This window comes from Microtetraspora fusca (genome assembly GCF_001570365.1).
In the GTDB taxonomy this organism is placed as follows: domain Bacteria; phylum Actinomycetota; class Actinomycetes; order Streptosporangiales; family Streptosporangiaceae; genus Microtetraspora; species Microtetraspora fusca.
Genome location: NZ_BBYK01000045.1, coordinates 32,148 through 52,701, shown reverse-complemented (window position 1 = coordinate 52,701; position 20,554 = coordinate 32,148). Strand labels below are relative to the sequence as shown.

Here is a 20,554-nt window from a genome sequence, read left to right as displayed (position 1 = left end):
CCGGGATCGGGCCCCCTCACCCAAGGGCAGGGAGGGCTCGATCAAGGACCACTCTTCATCAGTGAGGTCACCCCGCGCCATGGCGAGATGATCTACCGGTGTCAGCCGGCTCGGCGCGGGCGAATCCGCAACATCGTGATCTCAACCCCGTACGGGCCCTAACGCGCGCGGAAGCGGGCACGGCCGCCGGAGATCGCCGTCCTGCCGTCGGCGACGGCCTCGAAGCGCACCGCCGCCCCGTCGCCTCCGTCCGCCCAGGCGCGCGTGTCCAGCCGGTCGCCGGGGAAGACGGGGGCGGCGAAGCGCCCCTCCAGCTCGACCAGGTCGGCGGGGTGCGCGCCCACGGCCGCGGCCAGCGGCAGGGTCACCGTCGCCAGCGTGCAGAGGCCGTGCATGAACGGCCGCGGCATCCCGGCCGCCTTCGCCGCCTCCGGGTCGATGTGCATGTGGTGCCGGTCGCCCAGCAGCCGGTACAGCGCCGCCTGGTTGGGCGAGGTACGGACCTCCAGCTCGTGGTCGGCGGGCGTCTCCTGCGGCTTCGGGCGGGAGGCCCCGCGCTCACCGCCGAACCCGCCGCATCCCGGCGCGAAGAGCGACCAGGTGGCCTGGAAGCACTCGCTCTCCACCTCGACGTCGAAGACGGCGGCGCTGCCCTTGTCCCACACGGCCGCGACCCGGGCCCGCATCGTCAGCTCGCCGGACGCGGGCAGCGGCGCGCGCGCCACGAGGCGCTGCGCGCCGTGCACCGCGGTCGCGACGTCGAACGCGCCGAGCGCGCCCAGCGCGTCCGGGGCCCACTGCGCCTGCGTCAGCGCGAACGTCGGCAGCACCCGCAGCCGCTCCTCGAACACCAGGTCCAGGTCGGTCCCCTCCGCGCCGACGGCGAGCGCGTAGAGGATCACGTCCCGCTCGTCGTAGGCGACCGTGCGCTCGCCCAGGTCGTGGCCCGCCCACGCGCCCGCGTCCCGCGTCGTCGTATGCGTCACGTCGTCCCTTACATCCCTCGTGGCGGGGGCCGCTCCCCCGCCGCTCATCCGTCCGCTCCCAGCACCAGACCGCTGGTGGGCACGCCCGTGCCCGCGGTCACGATCACGTTGCGCACGTCGTCCGGCTGGTTCACCGAGGTGCCCCGGACCAGCCGGACCGCCTCCGCGACGCCGTTCATGCCGTGCAGGTACGCCTCACCGAGCTGCCCGCCGTGCGTGTTGAACGGCAGCCGCCCGCCGCGTTCGAGGTGCCCGTCCGCGATGAAGTCCTTGGCCTCTCCCGTCCCGCAGAAGCCCAGCTCCTCGAGCTGCGGGAGCACCAGCGGGGTGAAGTGGTCGTACAGGATCGCCGCGTCGATGTCGTCCGGCCCCAGACCGCTCTGCCGGTAGAGCTGACGCCCGACCAGGCCCATCTCGGGGATGCCGGAGATCGAGGGCCGGTAGTAGCTGGTCATCATGTGCTGGTCCGCGCCGGACCCCTGCGCGGCGGCCCGGATGACCGCGGGCGGGTGCGCAAGGTCGCGGGCCCGCTCGGCGGAGACCACGACCAGCGCCTGGCCGCCGTCGGTCTCCTGGCAGCAGTCGAGCAGGTGCAGCGGCTCGGCGATCCAGCGGGACGCCTGGTGCTCCTCCAGCGTGATCGGCCGCCCGTAGAACCACGCGGCCGGGTTGACGGCGGCGTGCCGGCGGTCCACGACCGCGACCCGGCCGAAGTCCTCGCTGGTCGCGCCGTACTCGTGCATGTAGCGGCGGGCGAACATCGCGACCCACTGCGCCGGCGTGCTCAACCCGTACGGGGTCATCCAGGCGTAGGCGGCGCGGTCGGCGCTGGTGTCCATCGGCCGCTCCGCCTGGCCGAGGCCGTACCGCTCGCCGGAGCGCTCGTTGAACGCGCGGTAGCAGACGACGACCTCGGCGGCGCCGGTCGCGACGGCCATCGCCGCCTGCTGGAGCGTGCCGCAGGCGGCACCGCCGCCGTACCCGACCCGGGAGAAGAACGTCAGCTCGCCGATGCCGGTGTTGCGCGCGACGTGGATCTCGCTGTTGGTGTCGGCGGTGAACGTGACCAGGCCGTCCACGTCGGACGGCTGCAGCCCGGCGTCGGCGACGGCGGCGAGCACCGCCTCGCACGCGAGCTGGAGCTCGCTGCGCCCGGAGTCCTTGGAGAACTCGGTGGCGCCGATGCCCGCGATCGCCGCGGCGCCGGAGAGGGGGCTTGCGACGTTCACGCGTTCTCTCCCTTCGGGAGCCGTACGACGACGGTGCCGGTCACGTGCGCGCCGAGGGCGTTCTCGCCGCGCACGGAGACCTCGACCCGGCCCTCCGCGTCGTCCTTCGCGGTGACCTCGCCGGTCAGCACCATGGTGTCGCCCGGGTAGTTGGGCGCGCCGAGCCTGATCCGGATCGCGGCGACGACCGCGGCCGGGCCCGCCCAGCGGGTGACGAAGCGTTCCACCAGGCCGTTGCTGGTCAGGATGTTCATGAAGATGTCCCGGGACCCGCGCTCGACCGCCAGCTCGGGGTCGTGGTGCACGTCCTGGTAGTCACGGCTGGCGATCGCGGTCGCCACGATCAGCGTCCGGGTCAGCGGGATGGACAGCTCGGGCAGGCGGTCGCCGACCGCCACCTCGTCGTACGCCAGGCCGGGCCGTCCAAGGGGCCGGACGGTCTGCCGCACTGTGTGATTCGCGGTGGTCTCGGTCATGACGCCACCGGCCCCGCCGCCAGCACCGCGCCGAGGCGGGCGAGATCCGCGCTCGCGCCGCCCAGAGTGCCGGAGATCTGCTTGCCCCACAGGAAGTGCCGGTGCACCGGATAGTCGACGTCCACCCCGATGCCGCCGTGCAGGTGCTGGGTGCGGTGGACGACGTTCAGCCCGGCCTCGCCCGCCCACCACTTGGCGACGAGCACGGCGGCCGCGGCGGCCTCGCCCGCCTCCAGCGAGGTGACGGCCTGCCACATGGCGACCCCCATGGCCTCGATGTCGATGTAGCAGTCGGCGAGCTGGTGCTGCACCGCCTGGAACGTGGCCAGGGGGCGGCCGAACTGCCGACGCTCGGCGAGGTAGCCCGCCGCGAGCCGCAGCGCCCCTTGGGCGACGCCGAGCTGGACGGCTGCCAGCGCCACCGAGGCCCGCTCGATCGTCCAGTCGAGGACGCCGGAGCCGGGGTGCCCGATCTCCTGGGCGGGCGCGCCGTCCAGGGTCATGGTGCCGGCGAGGTCGCGGCTCGTGGTCTCGGCCGCCTCCCAGGTCACGCCGTCGGCGTCGCGGGCGACCAGGAACAGCCCGGTTCCGCTGTCGGCCCGGGCGGCGACCAGGACGTGCGCGGCACCGAAGGGCGAGGGGACGACCGCCTTGACCCCGGTGAGCCGCCAGCCGCCGGACCCGTCATCGCGCACCGCCGCGCAGCGCGGCGCGCCGGGTTCGTGCGGCCCGAACTCCTCCAGGGCGAGGGTGAGCCGTGACGAGCCGTCCACGGCGCCCGGCAGCAGGCGCGCGCGCTGCTCGGCGGTGCCGTGCGCGGCGACCGCGAGCGCGGCGACGGAGGCCGGCCACAGCGGGACGGGCGCCACGGCGCGGCCCTGCTCCTCCAGCAGGACGCACAGCGCGCCGAGGCCGAGACCGGCTCCCCCGACCTCCTCCGGCGCGCAGACGCCGAGCAGTCCCGCCTTGGCCAGCTCGGCCCACAGGCTCTCGTCCACGCGCTCGGGCGAACCCTCCACCTCGCGCGCCCGCTCGGGGGTGGCGCGGTCGGTGAAGATCTTCCGGGCCAGGTCGCGGATCGCTTCGAGCTCTTCGTCAAGGGTGAAGTCCATCAGTGACCTTCCTGGGCGACCGGCCGGAACACCGGAAGCGACAACTCGGGGTCCGCGTCCACCCAGTCGAGGACGACCGGCATGTCGATCTCGACCTCCTCCGGGCTGACGCCGACCAGGTTGGTGATCAGCCGGGTGCCCTCCGCCAGTTCGACGACCGCGACGATCAACGGGTAATCGAACGCCGGATGGCGGGGGTGGTGGTTGACCACGAAGCTGTAGACGTGCGCGTCGCCGGACGCCCGCACGGTGTCCCACTCGAACGAGCCGCACTCGGGGCAGCAGGGGCCGGGCGGGTGGCGCAACGTCCGGCAGGCGGCGCAGCGCTGGATCAGCAGCCGGTGCTCGCGGGCCGCCTCGAACCAGAACGCGTTGTCCCTGTTGATCGCCGGCTGGGGCCGGGACGCCCGCTCCTCAGGCCGCTCCGCCGCGTCGGCCTCGGACCGCTCCTCCGGCTCCTGTGGCTTCGCCTTCGGGCGGAAGCGCAGGAGACGCCAGCGCTGCACGGCCACGACCTCGCCGTCCTGGTCGTGGTACGTCCGCAGGGACGTGATGAAGCGGCCGGTGCCCAAGGCGGTGGCCTTCTCCGGCGAGATGGACTCGACGACCTCCCGCACGGCGACGTGGTCGCCGGGCACCAACTCGCGGTGGAACTCGAACTCCGAGTCGGTCGCCACGACCGAGGTGTAGCCGCCCTCGGCGAGCAGGTCGGTCAGCTCGTCGGCGGGGCCGCCTCCCCCCTCCGCCGCCGTCGTCGCGGCGTACCCGCGCATCACCCACGCCTGCGCCATGGACGCGGGCGCGACGACGCCGTCCCTGCCGGTGGCGCGGGCGGCCTCCTCGTCCAGATGGATCGGGTTGTCGTCCTCCATGGCCTCGACCCAGTGCCGGATCATCGGCACGTTGACCGGGTCCTGGCCCGGCCGCAGCGGGTGGATCTCGCGGCCGACGAACGCGCGCAGCCGGTCCTCGTACGCCGCGCTCATACGCCCCGCCCCAACCGCGGCAGGCCGAGCCCCTGGGTGGCGACCATGTCCCTGAGGATCTCGTTCACGCCGCCGCCGAAGGTGTTCACGATGCCCTGGCGGGAGAGCTGCTCGATCTGGCCGGCGAGCGCCGCGCCGGGTGACTCGGGCCGGATCCGCCCGGCCGCGCCGAGGATGCCGGTGAGGGTGCGCTGCACGTCGATGTGCGTCTCGGTGCCGTACGCCTTGGCGGCCCCGGCCTCCGCGCCGGACAGGGAGCCGCGCGCCACCGCGCTGGTCATCTTCCAGTTGAGCAGGCGCATCGCCTCCAGCTTGGCGTAGGTGCGGGCGAAGTCCCGCTGGACCCACGGCAGCTCGATGGTCCCGTTCTCCCTGGCCCAGGCGAGGACGTCCTCCCAGAGCTTGATCATGCGGCCGCCGAGCGCGGCGAGCCCGATCCGCTCGTGGTTGAGCTGGTGGGTGATCAGCCGCCAGCCGCCGTTCACCTCGCCGACGACGTCGGTCGCGGGCACCCGTACGCCGCCGTAGTACGTGGCGGTCACGACCATCCCGCCCACGGTCCGGATCGGGCTCCACGAGAATCCGGGCGCGTCCGTCGGCACGATCAGGATGGAGATGCCCTTGTGCTTCGGCGCGTCCGGGTCGGTACGGCAGGCCAGCCACACGTAGTCGGCGGTGTTCGCGCCGCTGGTGAAGATCTTGCTGCCGTCCACGACGAACTCGTCGCCGTCGCGGACCGCGCGGGTCGTCAGGGACGCGAGGTCGGTGCCGGCGTCCGGCTCGGTGTAGCCGATGGCGAAGACGATGTCGCCGGACAGGATGCCGGGCAGGAAGCGCTTCCTCTGCTCCTCCGACCCCTGGCTCATCAGGGTCGGGCCGACCGTGTTGACGGTGACGAACGGGAACGGCAGCCCGGCCCGCTGGACCTCGTCGAAGAAGACGTACTGCTCCTCGATCGAGCGGCCCTGGCCGCCGTACTCGACCGGCCACCCGATGCCGAGCCAGCCGTCGGCCCCGAGGCGTTTGACCACCTCGCGGAAGCGGTCGCCTCCGACGCCCTGCTCGCCGACGCGGCGGCGTTCCTCCTCCGGCATGAGGGCGGCGAAGTACCTTCGCAGCTCCATGCGCAGCTCTCGTTGCGCGGCGGTCTCGCGCAGATCCATGTTCCGCTCTCCTACTCGGGTTGCCGGGCCGTGACTACGGCAGGAAGCGCTGCCGGCCGTTGGCGTGGAACTCCGCGCGCAACGCGGCCTTGTCCTCGGCGGTCATCGGGGTGTAGTGCGGCTCGCCGCGGCCGGCCCAGCGGTACACGGCGTCCTCGGTCCGCCAGCCGTCGTGCTGCATCTCCTTCTTGCGGAGCTTGTTCGAGCCGGTGGCCGGCAGCGCGTGGGACACCCGGACGTAGCGCGGCGCGCCCTTGGTGCCGAGGTCCGCCTGCCGGGCGAGGAACGCGGGCAGGTCGAGGTCCTCGAACGCCGTCCCCTCGGGGATCTCGATCGCGGCCATCACCTGGTCGCCGGAGCGCGGGTCGGGCACGCCGAAGACGGCGGCGGCGACGATGCGCGGGTGGCGGCGCAGGACGCGCTCGGTCAGCAGCGCCGAGATGTTCTCGCCGTCCACCCGGATCCAGTCGCCGGAACGGCCGGCGAAGTACATGTAGCCGGCCTCGTCGATGTAGCCGAGGTCGCCGGTCCAGTACCAGCCATGCCGTACCCGTTCGGCGTTGGCCACGTCGTTCTTGTAGTAGCCCTCGAACTTCGCCGCGCCCTCCGTGTTGACGATCTCGCCGATCGCCTCCTCGGCGTTGACGACCCGGCCGTACTCGTCGAGCACCGCGCGGGGCCGCCGCTCCCTGGTCTCCGGATCGACGACGACGACACCGTCGTGGGCGGGGCGGCCCAGCGCGCTCGCGGGCCCTTCGGGCGCGAGCGTGATCATGCCGGAGCCCTCGCTCGACCCGTAGCTCTCGATCAGCCGGCAGCCGAAGCGGCGCAGGAACTCGGCCTGGTCCTCGGGCGAGGCCTCCGTGCCGAAGGCGTGGTCGAGCGTGTTGTCCGCGTCGTCCGGAAGCTCGGGCGTGGCCAGGATGTACGCGATCGCCTTGCCGACGTACGTGAAGAACGTGACGCCGTAGAACCGGACGTCGGGCAGGAACCCGGACGCGGAGAACCTGGGCACGAGGGTGACGGTCGCGCCCGCGGCGAGCGAGGGCGCCCACAGGCCCATGACGGCGTTGCCGTGGAACAGCGGCATGCCGCAGTACGTGACGTCGTCCCTGGCCACGCCGTACTTGGCACAGTTGGCGTAGCCGAGCGCGGCCAGCCGGCCTTGGGAGCAGATCGCCGCCTTGGACGCGCCGGTGGTGCCGGAGGTGAACAGCAGCAGCATCCGGGTCGCGGCGGTGATGCCGGGGTCGCGCTCCGGCTCGCAGGTGTGCGCGGCCACCCGGGCCGCGTAGTCCCCGCCGTCCACGAGGAGGAAGCGGTCGCGCTCCACGCCGATGTCGAGGCCGTCGAGCAGCTTCAGCCCGGCCTCGTCGGTGACGACGAGCTGCAGGTCGGTGTGCCTGACCTCCTGCTCCAGGTACGCGCCGCGCCGGGTCGAGTTGATGCCGACGATCGAGGCGCCGCTGAGCGCCGCCGCGCCGAGCCAGAAGACGTACTCGGGCACGTTGTCGAGCAGGACCCCGACGTGGAAGGGGCCCTCGACCCGCAGCTCGCGCAGCAGGGAGGCCCGGGCGGCGCTCTCGCGGACCACCTCGTCCCAGGTCCAGGTCCGCTCGCGGGTGCGCAGGCCCGGGCGGTCGTCCCCCACCCGGTCGAGCAGCAGGTCGGCGATCGTCTCTCGGTGCACGGTTCTCCGTTCTCCCCCTCAGTCCTGCGCGTTTCGTACCGGCGGCTGTGCGATCAGGGGGCCGGTGAGCACGCAGTGGGTGCCGCCGTAGATCGCCGTCATGCACTTGTTGCAGTGGATGCACAGGGAGCGGACGCTCTCGTCGGCCGCGATCCGGTTGATCAGGTCGGGTTCGCGCAGCAGCGCCCGCGCCATCGCGACGAACTGGAAGCCCTCGGCCATCGCCTGGTCCATGACCGCCTTGTTCGTGATGCCGCCGAGCAGGATGAGCGGCATCGTGACGGCGGCGCGGATCTGCCGGGCGTCGTCCAGCAGGTACGCGTCCCGGTAGGGGTAGGCGCGCAGGAAATGCTTGCCGACCAGCTTGACGCCGAGCTTGACCGGCTGCTTCATGACCGCCGCGAACTCCCGCAGCGGCGCGTCGCCCTTGAACAGGTACATGGGGTTGAGCAGGGAACTGCCCGCGGTGAGTTCGAGGGCGTCGAGCGAGCCGTCCCGCTCCAGCCACTGCGCGACGGTGATCGCCTCGTCGAGCCAGAACCCGCCGGGCACGCCGTCGTCCATGTTGAGCTTGGCGGTGATGGCGATGCGGTCGCCGACGGCGTCGCGCACGGCCCGGGCGATGTCCCGCGAGAGGCGGGCGCGGTTCTCCAGGCTTCCGCCGTACTCGTCCTTGCGGTGGTTGATCTTGGGGCTGAGGAACGAGCTGGCCAGGTAGTTGTGCCCGAGGTGGATCTCGACGGCGTCGAACCCGGCCTCGACGGCCATCGACGCGGCGTGGCCGTGGGCCGCGACGATCCGGGTCAGGTCGTCCCGGGTCGCCTCCCTGGTGAAGCTCGTCGTGGTGGCGTGGAAGTGCCTGCTGGGCGCGAGCGCGGGCAGGCGGTTGGCCTTGGGGTTGGCGACCGGGCCGGCGTGGCCGATCTGCGCGGCGACCGCCGCGCCCTCGGCGTGCACCGCCTCGGTCAGTCTGCGCAGGCCGGGCAGCGAGTCCTGGGTCCACAGGATCTGGCGCGGGTCGGTCCGCCCCTCGGGCGCGACCGCGCAGTAGGCCACCGTGGTCATCCCGACGCCGCCGGCCGCGTGGCGCACGTGGAAGTCGATGAGCTCGTCGGTGACGAGGCCCTTGCGGCTCAACCCCTCGTAGGTCGCGGCCTTGATGATGCGGTTGCGCAGGGCCACCGGGCCGAGCTTCGCCGGAGCGAGCACGTCCGGTACCTCGTCGGCCCTGGGCGTTGTGTGAGTCAAGGGGGGATCCTCCGTCCGGACTCCGTCTCAGGGAGCACGGCCGACGTTAGCCAGCGGAGGGTCCCCCGACTCCGGCGAATCCCGCTGAACGGGAAGCCGCGGGGACGGAACGGGCGATCGTCAGAAGTTCGCCTGCCCGCCGTCGAGCGGCACGGTGGCGCCGGTGAGGTAGCGCAGGTCGGGGCCGCACAGCGCGACCACGGCCCGGCCGATGTCCCGCTCGCAGTCGCCGACGTACCCGAGCGGGATTGTCCTGCGGAACTCCTCCGCCTCGGCGGGGTTGGCCGCCATCCAGCGCTCCAGGCCCGGTGAGAGCGCGTGCGGGGCGATCGAGTTGGCGCGGATGCCGTCCACGCCCCATTCGGCGGCCGCCGTCCTGGTCAGCGAGCGGAGCGCCTGCTTGGCCGCCGCGTACGCGCCGTAGGTCGTGGGATCCCATCGGACCGCGGCCGAGCTGATCAGGTTGACGATGCTGCCGCCGCCGCGCCGCTTCATGTGCGGGTGGCAGGCCCGCATGAACGCGAAGGCCGCGAAGGGCCCGCTACGGAAACCTCTCTGGAAGGCGGCGTCGTCCATGGACAGCAGCGGCCCGAACGCCCCCGAGTACGCGTTGTTGACGAGGATGTCGACTCCGCCGAACCGCGCGACCACCTCGGCGACGACGCCGGGGACGGCGTCGGTGTCGCTCACGTCGCAGACGAAGGGCTCGGCCCGCGCGCCGCGTTCGCGGATCAGCGCGCAGGTAGCCGCCAGCTTCGGCATGGTGCGGCCGAGCACCGCGATGGACGCGCCCTCCGAGGCGAGGGCGAGGGCGATTCCCTGCCCGACGCCCTGGCCGGCGCCGGTCACGATGGCGATCTTCCCGTCGAGGCTTCCCATTGCGATTGATCTCCCGTTTCACCCGTGTGGCCGCCATGGTGATGCGACCGCACACACGCGCGAAGCGGGGAGTCCCGCTCACCGGAAATCTCCGGCCTCTCGCAGAGCCGGTCGTGCCCGGCGCCTTCGGTCCCGGTGACCGGGAAGACGCGTTCCGCGGCGCCCGCGATGGCCAATATTGGCGGCCAGGAAGATGGAGTCCCGGCGGCACGAGAGGGAACTGATGTCGACGTCGACGGATCCGAGAGCGGCGGCCCTCGCCGCGATGACCCGGCTGACCGGCCCCGGCGGGGATTTCGAACTGGTCGAGGAGGACGTCCTCGGCGCGCGCATGCGGGTCTACAAGAACCGCGCCAGGTCCCTGGGAGAGGTGCTGGCCCGGTCCGCCCGGTTCGGCGACCGCGACTACATCGTCACCGCGGACGGGCGGCTGAGCTTCGCCGAGCACGCCGCCCAGGTCGCCTCTCTCGCCACCGCCTTCCGGGACGAGTACGGCGTGCGCCCCGGCGACCGGGTGGCGATCAACGCGGCCAACTCCCCCGGGTGGATCCTCTCCTTCTGGGCCACGGTCGCGATCGGCGCCGTCGCCGTCGGCTACAACGCCTGGTGGTCGCGCCGCGAGGTCGCGTACGCGATCGGCCACACCGAGCCCGCGCTGATCGTCGCGGACGCGAAGCGGGCAGCGCTGGTCGAGGACGGCGTCACCGTCCTGACGGTCGCGGACGACGTCCCCCGGCTCGCCCACCGCCACCCCGGCGCCGTCCTGCCCGTCGCCGACGTCGCCGACGACGACCCCGCGGTCATCCTCTACACCAGCGGCACGTCCGGGCGCCCGAAGGGAGCCGTCCACTCGCACCGCAACCTGACGTCGGTCATCGAGTACCACCGGATGAACGACGCCCTGGCCGCCGCGTTCGGCGACCCGGTCGATCCCGCCGACCGGCGCTACCTGCTCGCCCTACCGCTGTTCCACATCGCGAGCCTGCACAACCTCGCCGTGCCCCGCCTGGCGACCGGCAGCGCCGTCGTGATGCACCAGGGGGCCTTCGACGTGGACCGGGTGCTGCGCCTCATCGAGAAGGAGCGGGTCACGAACTGGGGCGCGGTGCCGACGATGGCGCACCGCCTGATCGAGCACGGCGACCTGTCGAAATACGACCTCTCCTCGCTGACCGCCTTCGCGCTCGCCTCCGCGCCGTCCTCGCCCGCGTTCAAGGAGCGGCTGCGCGCGGCCTTCCCTCCGGCGAAGGACGCCCTGGTCGACAGCTACGGCATGACCGAGACCTCGACCGCCGTGTCCGCCGCGACACCCGCCGACCTCGCCGAGGCGCCCGGCACGCTGGGCCGCCCCATCCTCACGGTGCAGGTGGAGATCCGCGACCCGCTGGGCGAGCCGCTCCCCGAGGGCGAGGAGGGCGAGATCTGCGTCCGCAGCCCGTTCAACATGCTCGGTTACTGGAACGACCCGGCGGCCACGGAGCAGACCATCCGGGCCGACCGGTGGCTGCACACCGGCGACATCGGCGTGATGGAGCAGGGGCGGCTGCGCCTCACCACCCGCCGCTCGGACCTGATCCTGCGCGGCGGCGAGAACGTCTACCCCGCCGAGATCGAGAACGTCCTGGTGGAGCACCCCGCCGTGCTGGAGTGCGCCGTGATCGGCGTCCCCCACCCCGACCTCGGCCAGGAGGTCATGGCCGTGGTCGTCACGAACGGCGAGGCGCCCGTCGGCGAGGAGGAGCTGCGCGCCTACGCCGCGGGCGAGCTCGCGTACTTCAAGGTGCCGTCCCGCTGGCGCATCACCACCGACCGCCTCCCGCGCAACGCCACCGGCAAGGTGATCCGCCGGGACATCGAAACCTCCGTGACCGGCCCCTCCACCTAACCATCCAGCCCGCACCCCCGACGGACCCCCTGCGCCCGGGGTCCGTCGTCTCCTCTCATTCGGCAGACAGCCGCGCTCAAACAGGCCACTCGAACGGATTGAGCAGTCGCGCTCCCGTGCGCTCAAAGTCCTTGGTGTTACGCGTGACCATGGTCCACCCTCGCACCCGGGCGGTCGCGGCCAGCAGCCCGTCGACGACCGGCAGCGGCGTCCGTGAACTGATGGCGCCCCACTCCTGGGCGATCATCAGATCGATGGGAACTATCCTCTCGCCGAAACTGTGCTCCAGCCGGACCAGCCAGGATTCAAAGACTCCCGCCCGCACCGGATCGCGATCGCGGATTCGCTCTATGCCTTGCCTGATCTCTCCGATGACGAGCACCGACAGGTACAGAGCCGGTCCCGGGACCGTATCCAACCAAGCACTCACGCCAGGATGCGGGCGACTTTTCGTGAGTTCTGACGCGACATTCGTGTCCAGAAGGTAGCCCATCATTCGAGCGTCAAATCGATAGACGGCGCCGGCTCACTCGCCCGGCGGATGTCCAACTCGCTGAGGTCGGGCCCCGATCGGAGAAAATCCTTGAAATCGAGGCGGGCCGCCTTGAGCGCGCGGTATTCCTCGATGTCGATGACCACGGCGATCTCCTCACCGTGCCGGGTGACGATCTGCGGCCCCTCTGTATGAGCATGGCGCAGCACCTCGCTGAAGCGCTGCTTGGCTTCTTGGACCTGCCAATTCGACATGGCCCCCTCCGGATTTCTGTCTAGGCCGATCTAGACAGCAGCGTAGGCGTCGTGGGGCAGATGTGCAGGCATACTGCGGATACCGCATGCCCTGGGCGGAGACCGATACGGCCCCACGTCCGCGCCTCGGCCCAGTGGTCGCCTGGCGCTCTGATGGGATCATGACCGGTGTGAAGGGCTTCAGAAGACGGCGGATCCGGCCGCTTGCCCGGGCGAAGCGGTTCGTGGACGTCGTCCCCGAGCTCGTGGCGGCGGTGGACGCCGGCCGCCCGCACGCGGTCCAGGACCTGTGCGTGGTTCTCGTCAACGTGGTCACGCACGACGGGCTCGCCGAGCGCGCCCTCGACGCACTTGCGTCCGGCCGCCCCACGCTGTGGCTGGATCTCGACCCCATGATGCGACACCCCTGGTACGGCTACAGCGGCCCAGTCCCACGCGGGAGGGTCTCCGTCGTCCGGGAGCCCGCCAACCCGCTCGCCGTCGCGTTGCGGGCCTGCTCACCCGACGGCCACCGGCGCGAGCAGGCCGTACGTGACGCCGTGATGCGGACCGATCCCCGGCTCCTGCCCGTGTTGCTGATCCGCGCGGCCGACTGGGTGGAGGAGGTCAGGGCGGCGGCGCTGGAGACGCTGGCGCTGGTGCTCACCGAGGTCGCGACCTCGGACCTGCTCTCCCTCGTCCCGGTGGCGGTGCGGCTCGGCGACCGGCGGCGCGGTGGATGCGCGCTGGCCTCGGTCCGTTCGGCGCTGGTGCGCGCGGACGACGAAACGCTGGCGACGATGCGGGACTGCGCCGATCTGCGCGCCCGCAGGTTCGCCTACGAGATTTCCCTTGACAGGGACCGCCTGCCCGAATCCGATCTGGTGGCCGCCGCCCTCGGCGAGGCGGACGTCGTCTCCCGGATCCGGTGCGCGGAGGCGATCTCCCGCATGGACCGGCCCGACCTGCTGGCGCGTCTGCTGGCCGCCCGTTCCGCCCGGGTCCGGGCCGTCGCGCTCACCGGCCTGGTCCGGCTGGGACGCCCGGAGCACGGGTCGCGCTTCCTGGGCGACCCGTCCACAGTGACCCGCCTGACCGCGCAATGGGCGGTCAGGCGAGCGGGCGGAGACCCGGCGCACATCTACCGCCGGCTCCTGGCCGGACGGCCGGGGCCGGAGGTCCGTAACCTGATCGCCGGCCTCGCCGACTGCGGCGGCGGTGCCGACGCCGATCTCGTCCGGCCGTACCTGGCCGACCCCCGCCCCCGGGTCCGGGCCGAGGCCGTCCGGACGCTGCATCGCCTCGGCGCGCCGATGGACCTCGTCGCCCTGCTCGGCGATCCCTCCCCCGTGGTGGTCAGACGGGCGGCCGCGGCGCTGCGGGACTCCGGCGTGCCCGCGGACCGCCTCTGGCCGCTGCTCGACACCACCCGGCCACGGCACGTACGGCAGGCCGCCCACCGGCTCCTGTCCGGCGCGGACGACTGGACCAGGCTCAAGGCCGACCTGACGCTGGTGGGCGACGCCGACGCGTCGCTCCGCCGCCGGGCCCGCGATGACCTCGCCGCCTGGCGCGAGAACAAGGCCCCGACGCTGTACACGAAGCCGCCGGAGCCGCTCCGGGACGAGCTGACCGCGCTGATCGACATTGCCGAGACGTCTCTCGGCCCGGGAGGCGCCGCCGGGCTGCGTTGGTTCCTTTCTCAGTGAACCGATGGACGCCGGCCGGGCCGTTCGCCATGGCTTCTCGGCGGGACCTCCATCGAGGGCTCGAACCGGCCGCTGGAAGGGGACTGACGACCAGTAGGCCGGTCTCGGATCAGGACAGCGCGCGGTTGACCGCGGTCACGTAGCGGTAGAAGGCCTCGGTGCGGTTGGTGGGGTTCTCGACCCAGGCACGGCCCAGCTTCCCCTGGGCGAAGAACCGCTCTCGCTGGCCGCGGCTGATCTCCAGCTGCACACCCATGCCCCGGCGGTTCTTGTTGGCGATGTTGCGCGGGCTCACACCCGCGATCTCGCCGGGCACCGAGGTCGCGACGGTGAACCCCGCCGCCCGCAGTTCGGCGCTGACCTTGCGGACGAGTCCCTTGTCACGGCCACCGACGTACGTCGTCGCCGTTCCGCCGGCGGCCGCGTGCCAGGAGACGGTGTAGTCGACCGCCGCCACCAATTTGAGGGCCTTGGGCTCGTCGAAATGGGTGGCGGTGATGTGGAGCTCCCTGTTGCCGGACGGCTTGAGCCCCTCAAAGGAGTAGAAGGCGTAATTGCTCCCCGCGGCCGCGTCGGCGAGTTGGGTGGTCGGCGCCTCGATCGCCCCGCCGTGGATGGCGATGTGCGCCACTCGCGCCCCACGCGGCAAGCGCTGTACTCGGCGGAAGTCCTTCCCTTCGACCTCGTGCGCCGCGAGCTGCCGGAAGTTGGCATACGTATCGGCCCTCTTGACCGCGGCGGCCTGGGCCGTATCGCACAACGTGAGCGCCAGTACATTGGCCGCGACGACGAAGAGCGCTTTCCTCATGGGCAAACCTTTCGAAGATCAAAGGTCGCCCAGAATACAACGCATGATCACCCGATGATCCCAGTGATGTGTTCGCCAAGAACCCGAGGCAGAGGGGCCGCGACTCGCTGATCGACGCGGCCGATCTCCCTCGGCCCGGTGACGCCACCGAGTTGCGCTGGTTCCTCTCCCGGGCTCGCTGAGCCCGAACGGCCGGGGGTCAGTCAGACGGTGAGCTGGCGAGTGATGGACGGGTCGGTGATGGCCCTGTCGTTCGCCAGCAGGAACGCCTTGGACACGATGACAGAGAGCATTCCGCCGTCCTCCTCGAAGGGCAGGAAGACGGTCTGAGCGGCACGATCGTTCCCCGGGACGATGCACAGATACGCGTCGTTGGGCTCCATGAGGATGTTGCCCGACCCCAGATGGATCTTGTATGTGCGCAGGCTCCCACGGACGCGGAGGAAGCGGCCGTCCAGCTCCACCCGATTGGCGATCTTCAATCTGGGCAGCAGGCGAGCCAGTGCGTCACTCCGCGTCCTGGCCGTCTCGCTGAGCTCACCGAACCCGTAGGAGTGCCAGTATTCCTCGTGCCCGCCGATCGCCTGCGGGTCGAGCCCGACCGAGGCGACGCCCACGGCCAGGTCGGCGTCGCGGAGCACCTCGGACAGCACCAGCGGCGGCACCTCGGTCAACGGCACGCCTTCGGCACTCCAGCCGTGGAAGTCGGGGATCTCCTGGCCCTCACGGAAGAAGCGGATGTCCTCAGCGACGCTGAACGAGGCCGTCCCCCATCCGTCGGCTTCCGGCTCGCCGGTGACGTGCATGCCCCAACGGGCCCGCCAGCCGGACAGCTCCTTGACGGCCTCTCCCTGGTCACCACCGCACTCGTAGTCCCAGTGACCGATCGACAGGCCGGTCCAGCCGCGCTGGTTGAGCAGCGCCTTGGCCTGGCCGTACCGGAGCACGTGCCCGGCGAACCGGTTGGACAAGGTACGGGTCCGCTCCTCGGCCGGGGTGAGGAGGTAGACCTCGCGGAAGGCCTGCTTGTACGGCTGGCGCACGTCGTGCTCCAGCAGGTGGTCGCGCCAGGCCCGGACGTCCTCCGCGGTCTCACGGATGGGATGCCACAGCTGGACCGGAGTGTCAGGGTATGGCTGGATCCTGCGGCCCTGCGGATCGACGAGCTCCCACCCGGTGCCGGTCGCGACAGGAAGCCCCGCCGGCCCCTGCAGGATCTGCCAGATCAGGTTCCTGGCGTAGGGACCGGTGACCGGATGGTCGAGGAAGAACTCGGCGACGTCGTGCCAGCGCCACAGCCGCTCCTCGATCAGCGCCCTCTCCAACCGGAACCGCTCCGCCGGAAGCGCCTGCTTGAGCTCCTTCAGCGTGCTCTTGAGCTCGGCCAGGGCCGGGTCGCGGCGGATCGCCTGCGGCACCGATTTGACGGTCTTCCCGGCGGGGCTGACGAACCGGAGAGCGGGACCGTCGGCGCACAGCCGCGCCAGGTAGTCGCCGACCTTCTCCTCGCGTACCCCGTCCGGGCCGAGCCCGAAGGTCGGGACCGTGCGGTCCAGCAACTGTTCCCGGCGCAGCCCCGCCTCGGCGGCCACCGCGTCCAGGGTGCGGGCCACGTTGGTCAGCACGGACTTCTTGCGGACCTTGACCTGGACCCTGGCCAGGGCCGCCACGACGTCGAGCCCGCCGCGGCGAGCCAGCACGTTGATCGCGGCGTTGGCGAGCATCTCACTACGGCTGTTCGGGCCCGATCCGCCGATGCCGGTCCCGCAGGTCAGCGCGACGTCGCCGAGCAGCCCGGTCACCCAGGGCTCGTCGATCAGCACGCACGTCCACACCATCCCACGCGCCGGTACGGCGGTGCGCTCGTGCAGGAAGACGGTCTCGCTCCACTCGTATCCCTCGTCGGACCGATGACGGAGCGTCTTCTCCCGATGCGCCGCCACCAGCGTGAGGATCTCGCGGACCAGCCCTGCGGCTTCGTCCGTCAAGAGCGTTCCGGCGGTCTTGAGCCATTTGGCGCTGGGTTTGGACGACCTGGCAGTGTTCCAGTGGCGCAGGAGAGGCAGGACCGACGGGGCGGCGAGACGGGCGCCGTACTCCTCGGCCAGCCGGCACGCGATCTCGTCACAGTTCCAGATCACGTTTCGCACCGCCCCGGCCGGGCCGTTCTCGGCGGGTTCGGTCAACAGGTCGTCCAGCTCTTCGTGCAGCGCGTCCCAGGCCGGCCGGTGGTACCGCCGGTACCAGTCCTGGCTGCCCTCCAGGACGCGGCGGCGCTCGGCGTACTCGAGCCGTCGGACCGCGGCGATCGGGATTTGATACAGCTCCCCGTAGTTGGTGTGCCGCCAGACCATCAGCGCGTCGGCGACCGACCACAGCAGGCGGACGTCCTTGGCCGTCCACGGAGTATCGCCGACGGCGACGTCCCGCACCGCCTTCCGGGTCTGCTCGTCGTAGTCGTGCCCGCCGTCATGGCCCAGGCTCAGCCGCATCTGCGTCCAGAGCCCGAACAACCGCCGTTCGGTCGCGTCGTCGCCGGGCCGGTGTCCCGCGTCGAACCGTGCGAGGGTCTCGAGGGCCGACGCGTCAAGGCGGCGGAGAACGAAGTCATGCGAGCTGGGGAAGCGGTCGATGACACCCATGTCAGCCTCCGGCCCGCCGTACCGGCGTGCGTGCCGCCGTCTTCTCGGACGGGTCGGGGAGCGTGAACCCGTCTGGAGGTGTGCCCGTCGCACCCTCATCCGGGAACGTGTCAGTCGCCATCGCATGGCTCCACATTGGTTCGGAGATCATTTGCAAGGCCATGGATAGCACCCGGGGCCGACAGAACTCGGGCGGCGAGAACCTCGGTCCGTCACCGGCGCTCTCGCCGTGCTCGTACGACGAAGAGAGCCCGGGCCGGTGACGCCCGGCCCGGGCTCTCTCGTCGTCAGCGGGGGCGCGGGAGGTGCTTGGCGACGAACAGGCCCTCCGCGCTGACGCACACCTCGCCGCCGGCCGAGATCGTGCCGACGGCGCGGATCTTGCGGCCGTCCACCGCGACCTGCCGCCCCGTGACCGTCAGCGGCTCGAACAGCGGCGTCGGCCGGTGGTAGCGCAGGGTCAGCTCGGCGGTCATGCCGGACGGCCCGCCCCAATGGTTCGCCACACCGAGCGTGTGATCCAGGAGCAGCGCCGAGACCCCGCCGTGCACGAACCCGGGCGGCCCCTGGTACGGCATGCCCAGGACGACGACGCCCTCGATCGAGCCGTCCTCCTTGCCGGTGAGCGCGAGCGGGGGCGCGAGGGCGTTCTCGGGGCCGGTCACGGGGTCGTGCCGGGTCACGCCCTCGCCCCGCCACATGTCCACCATCCGCTCCTCCACGGCGGGGGCGTGCTCGTCGAGGTAGTCGGCGACGGCGTTCAGCCGCTCCGCCACCTCGGACATCTCGGCGTCCGACCCGTCGCCCGCGTGCAGCAGCGAGGCGATGACCCGGCGGGCGGCGGCGACGGCGGCGTCCACGCCCTTGTTGTTCGCCCTGGCGGTCAGCTCCGACCGGTCGTCGTTCACGCGCCCACCTCCGCGGTCGCGTGGGTGAGCACGGGGGCGCCGTCCCGTTCCGGGCAGGTCGAGGTCAGCACGAGCCGGTCGCCCTCGCGCCACACCGTGGTGCGGAGTGTCTCGCCGGGGAACAGCGTCCCGGCGAACCGGACCGACAGGCCCGTCAGCCGCGTCACGTCGCCGCCGAGGACGCCGTCCACCAGCGCCTTGGCGACGATGCCGTACGACGCGAGCCCGTGCAGGATCGGCCGGTCGAAGCCGGCCATTCGCGCGAACTCGGGGTCGGCGTGCAGCGGGTTGAGGTCGCCGTTGAGCCGGTACAGCAGGGCCTGGCGGGCGCTGGTGGGGGTGTCGAGCACGTGGTCGGGCGCGCGATCCGGCGCCGCCCACGGGGTCTCCGGGCCGGGGTCGCCGCCGAAGCCGCCCTCGCCCCGCGCCCAGATCTGCATGGTGGTGGTCCACAGGGGCGCGCCGTCGGGAGCGGCCGCGGACTGCTCCAGGACGATCACCGCCGCCTTGCCCTTGTCCCAGACGTGGGCCACGCGGGAGGTGACGGTGGCGGCGCCCGAGGCCGGCAGCGGCCGGTGGGCGGTGAGGCCCTGCCCGGCGTGCAGGATCCGGCGCAGGTCGATGTGCATGCCGGGCAGGTGCAGCGCGGCGGGGCCGCGCTCCCCGGCCGAGACGCCCTGGCCGGCGACCATCGCGAACGTCGGCAGCACGCGCAGGTCCCGCTCGTAGGTGTAGGTCAGCTCGGGATCGGCGCCGCGGCCCGCCCCCAGGCTGAGGTGGTAGAGCAGCACGTCACGGCTGGTCCACGCGATCTCCCGCACGGAGGGCGGCGCGCCGAGCGCCTCGTCGACGTCGATCGGCATGGTTCAGTCCTCCTCGCTCGTACCGGGACGGGAGACGGAACCGTCCAGCGTGCCCGCGCCGTACAGGGTGACGACGCAGGCGCCGCCGAGCCCGAGATTGTGTTGCAGGCCGATCCGCGCGCCGTCCACCTGGCGGGCGCCGGCCTCGCCGCGGAGCTGCCAGGTCAGCTCGGCGCACTGCGCCAGGCCGGTCGCGCCCAGCGGGTGTCCCTTGGAGATGAGGCCGCCGGACGGGTTGACCACCCACCGGCCCCCGTACGTCGTGGCGCCGGACTCGGCGAGTTCGCCGCCCTCACCTTCGGAGCACATGCCGAGCGCCTCGTACGTGAGGATCTCGTTGATCGAGAAGCAGTCGTGCAGCTCGATCACGTCGACGTCGCCGATGCCGAGCCCGGACCGGGCGAAGACCTGGCGGGCGGCCGCGCGGGTCATCGGGGCGCCGACGACGTCGATGTGGGAGCGCGTGGCGAACGCCTCGTCCGTGTCGGTCGTCATGGCCTGGGCGAGGATCTCGACCGCCCGGCCCTCCAGCCCGTGCTCGCGGACGTACCGCTCGCTGACGACGACCGCGGCGGCGGCGCCGTCGGAGGTCGGCGAGCACTGCGAGCGGGTGAGCGGGTCGTGGATCGGCTTGTCGCCGAGCACCTGCTCCAGCGTGTACGCGCTCTGGAACTGCGCGTACGGGTTGTTCACCGAGTGCCGGTGGTTCTTGACCGCGACGGAGGCGATCTGCGCGGCGGTCGTGCCGTGCCGCCCCATGTGCTCGCGCGCGGCGTTGCCGAAGAACTGCGCGGTCATCGGCGCGGCGGCCCAGCCATAGGTGGAGACGAGCACCTCCAGGTGCCGGTCCACGGTCGTCACCTTGGGCATCGCGCCGGACGGGTTCAGCGCGTCCCTGGTCATCTTCTCGAAGCCGACCGCGAGGACGACGTCGGCGACGCCGGCCTGCACCCACTCCCTGGCCAGCATCAGCGCGGTAGAGCCGGTGGCGCAGTTGTTGTTGACGTTGACGATCGGGATGCCGGTCAGGCCCACGTCGTAGAGGGCGCGCTGGCCGGCGGTCGAGGTGCCGAACACGTAGCCGACGGCGGCGCGCTCCACCGCCTCGTACGCGACCCCGGCGTCCGCCAGGGCCGCGCCGACCGCCTCCCCGACCATGTCGGGGTACTCCCATTCACGGGTCTCGATCTTCTCGAACTTCGTCATCCCGACGCCGATGACGAACGTCCTCTCGCTCATGTCAG

The 20,554-nt window shown here is 72.0% G+C and carries 18 protein-coding genes; 2 read left to right on the top strand and 16 right to left on the bottom strand.

What is annotated here, in order from left to right; genetic code table 11:
• Positions 1-158: 158 nt before the first annotated feature.
• The 9 genes from AWQ68_RS14170 to AWQ68_RS14130 all read right to left on the bottom strand — a co-directional run bounded on the left by AWQ68_RS14170 (position 159) and on the right by AWQ68_RS14130 (position 9,769).
• Entirely contained in the window at positions 159-986 is an 828-nt protein-coding gene (locus tag AWQ68_RS14170; protein WP_066940439.1) for a MaoC/PaaZ C-terminal domain-containing protein, read from the bottom strand.
• Between the two features lie 44 nt (positions 987-1,030).
• Positions 1,031-2,215: a lipid-transfer protein gene (locus tag AWQ68_RS14165; protein ID WP_066940437.1), complete on the bottom strand. Its 1,185-nt coding sequence runs from the start codon at positions 2,213-2,215 to the stop codon at positions 1,031-1,033.
• Positions 2,212-2,691 (bottom strand): MaoC family dehydratase, encoded by a 480-nt coding sequence (locus AWQ68_RS14160; RefSeq protein ID WP_066940434.1) that lies wholly within the window; start codon positions 2,689-2,691, stop codon positions 2,212-2,214. Before AWQ68_RS14160 ends, AWQ68_RS14165 begins: the two co-directional genes overlap by 4 nt.
• Positions 2,688-3,803: an acyl-CoA dehydrogenase family protein gene (locus tag AWQ68_RS14155; protein WP_066940431.1), complete on the bottom strand. Its 1,116-nt coding sequence runs from the start codon at positions 3,801-3,803 to the stop codon at positions 2,688-2,690. Before AWQ68_RS14155 ends, AWQ68_RS14160 begins: the two co-directional genes overlap by 4 nt.
• A complete protein-coding gene (locus AWQ68_RS14150; protein ID WP_066940428.1) occupies positions 3,803-4,789 on the bottom strand; it encodes a bifunctional MaoC family dehydratase N-terminal/OB-fold nucleic acid binding domain-containing protein in 987 nt (328 codons plus the stop codon). Before AWQ68_RS14150 ends, AWQ68_RS14155 begins: the two co-directional genes overlap by 1 nt.
• Positions 4,786-5,952, bottom strand: a complete 1,167-nt coding sequence (locus AWQ68_RS14145) for an acyl-CoA dehydrogenase family protein (RefSeq protein ID WP_066940424.1) — start codon at positions 5,950-5,952, stop codon at positions 4,786-4,788. Before AWQ68_RS14145 ends, AWQ68_RS14150 begins: the two co-directional genes overlap by 4 nt.
• 34 nt (positions 5,953-5,986) lie before the next feature.
• Positions 5,987-7,642 carry a steroid-22-oyl-CoA synthetase gene (gene casI, locus AWQ68_RS14140; RefSeq protein WP_066940421.1) on the bottom strand — a complete coding sequence of 552 codons (1,656 nt, stop codon included), beginning with the start codon at positions 7,640-7,642 and terminating at the stop codon, positions 5,987-5,989.
• An 18-nt stretch (positions 7,643-7,660) separates the two neighbouring features.
• Positions 7,661-8,890 carry an NADH:flavin oxidoreductase gene (locus AWQ68_RS14135; RefSeq protein ID WP_066940418.1) on the bottom strand — a complete coding sequence of 410 codons (1,230 nt, stop codon included), beginning with the start codon at positions 8,888-8,890 and terminating at the stop codon, positions 7,661-7,663.
• A gap of 120 nt (positions 8,891-9,010) precedes the next feature.
• Entirely contained in the window at positions 9,011-9,769 is a 759-nt protein-coding gene (locus AWQ68_RS14130; protein WP_066940416.1) for an SDR family NAD(P)-dependent oxidoreductase, read from the bottom strand.
• Positions 9,770-9,992: 223 nt separating this feature from the next.
• On the opposite strand from AWQ68_RS14130, the gene casG reads away from it, so the two are divergent.
• A complete protein-coding gene (casG, locus tag AWQ68_RS14125) occupies positions 9,993-11,654 on the top strand; it encodes a steroid-24-oyl-CoA synthetase (protein ID WP_066940876.1) in 1,662 nt (553 codons plus the stop codon).
• A gap of 76 nt (positions 11,655-11,730) precedes the next feature.
• Here the strand turns inward: casG and AWQ68_RS14120 are convergent, their stop codons facing one another.
• Together AWQ68_RS14120 and AWQ68_RS14115 are read right to left on the bottom strand one after the other, a co-directional pair.
• On the bottom strand, positions 11,731-12,147 hold the full coding sequence (locus AWQ68_RS14120) for a type II toxin-antitoxin system VapC family toxin (RefSeq protein WP_066940872.1): 417 nt from the start codon (positions 12,145-12,147) through the stop codon (positions 11,731-11,733).
• Complete coding sequence (locus tag AWQ68_RS14115) at positions 12,147-12,401, bottom strand: type II toxin-antitoxin system Phd/YefM family antitoxin (RefSeq protein WP_066940413.1); 255 nt, start codon at positions 12,399-12,401, stop codon at positions 12,147-12,149. Before AWQ68_RS14115 ends, AWQ68_RS14120 begins: the two co-directional genes overlap by 1 nt.
• A gap of 161 nt (positions 12,402-12,562) precedes the next feature.
• Between AWQ68_RS14115 and AWQ68_RS14110 the strand changes: the two genes are divergently transcribed.
• On the top strand, positions 12,563-14,089 hold the full coding sequence (locus AWQ68_RS14110) for a HEAT repeat domain-containing protein (protein ID WP_066940410.1): 1,527 nt from the start codon (positions 12,563-12,565) through the stop codon (positions 14,087-14,089).
• Between the two features lie 109 nt (positions 14,090-14,198).
• Here the strand turns inward: AWQ68_RS14110 and AWQ68_RS14105 are convergent, their stop codons facing one another.
• The 5 genes from AWQ68_RS14105 to AWQ68_RS14085 all read right to left on the bottom strand — a co-directional run bounded on the left by AWQ68_RS14105 (position 14,199) and on the right by AWQ68_RS14085 (position 20,549).
• Positions 14,199-14,897 (bottom strand): poly-gamma-glutamate hydrolase family protein, encoded by a 699-nt coding sequence (locus AWQ68_RS14105; RefSeq protein WP_066940407.1) that lies wholly within the window; start codon positions 14,895-14,897, stop codon positions 14,199-14,201.
• Between the two features lie 203 nt (positions 14,898-15,100).
• Positions 15,101-17,539, bottom strand: a complete 2,439-nt coding sequence (locus AWQ68_RS14100) for a DUF4132 domain-containing protein (RefSeq protein ID WP_066940404.1) — start codon at positions 17,537-17,539, stop codon at positions 15,101-15,103.
• Between the two features lie 287 nt (positions 17,540-17,826).
• On the bottom strand, positions 17,827-18,447 hold the full coding sequence (locus AWQ68_RS14095) for a PaaI family thioesterase (protein WP_066940401.1): 621 nt from the start codon (positions 18,445-18,447) through the stop codon (positions 17,827-17,829).
• Complete coding sequence (locus AWQ68_RS14090; protein ID WP_066940399.1) at positions 18,444-19,310, bottom strand: MaoC/PaaZ C-terminal domain-containing protein; 867 nt, start codon at positions 19,308-19,310, stop codon at positions 18,444-18,446. The genes AWQ68_RS14095 and AWQ68_RS14090 overlap by 4 nt, the downstream gene beginning before the upstream one ends.
• A 3-nt stretch (positions 19,311-19,313) precedes the next feature.
• The gene (locus tag AWQ68_RS14085; protein WP_066940396.1) at positions 19,314-20,549 is read right to left on the bottom strand and encodes a lipid-transfer protein; all 1,236 of its coding nucleotides are present in this window, start codon (positions 20,547-20,549) and stop codon (positions 19,314-19,316) included.
• Positions 20,550-20,554 lie beyond the last annotated feature (5 nt).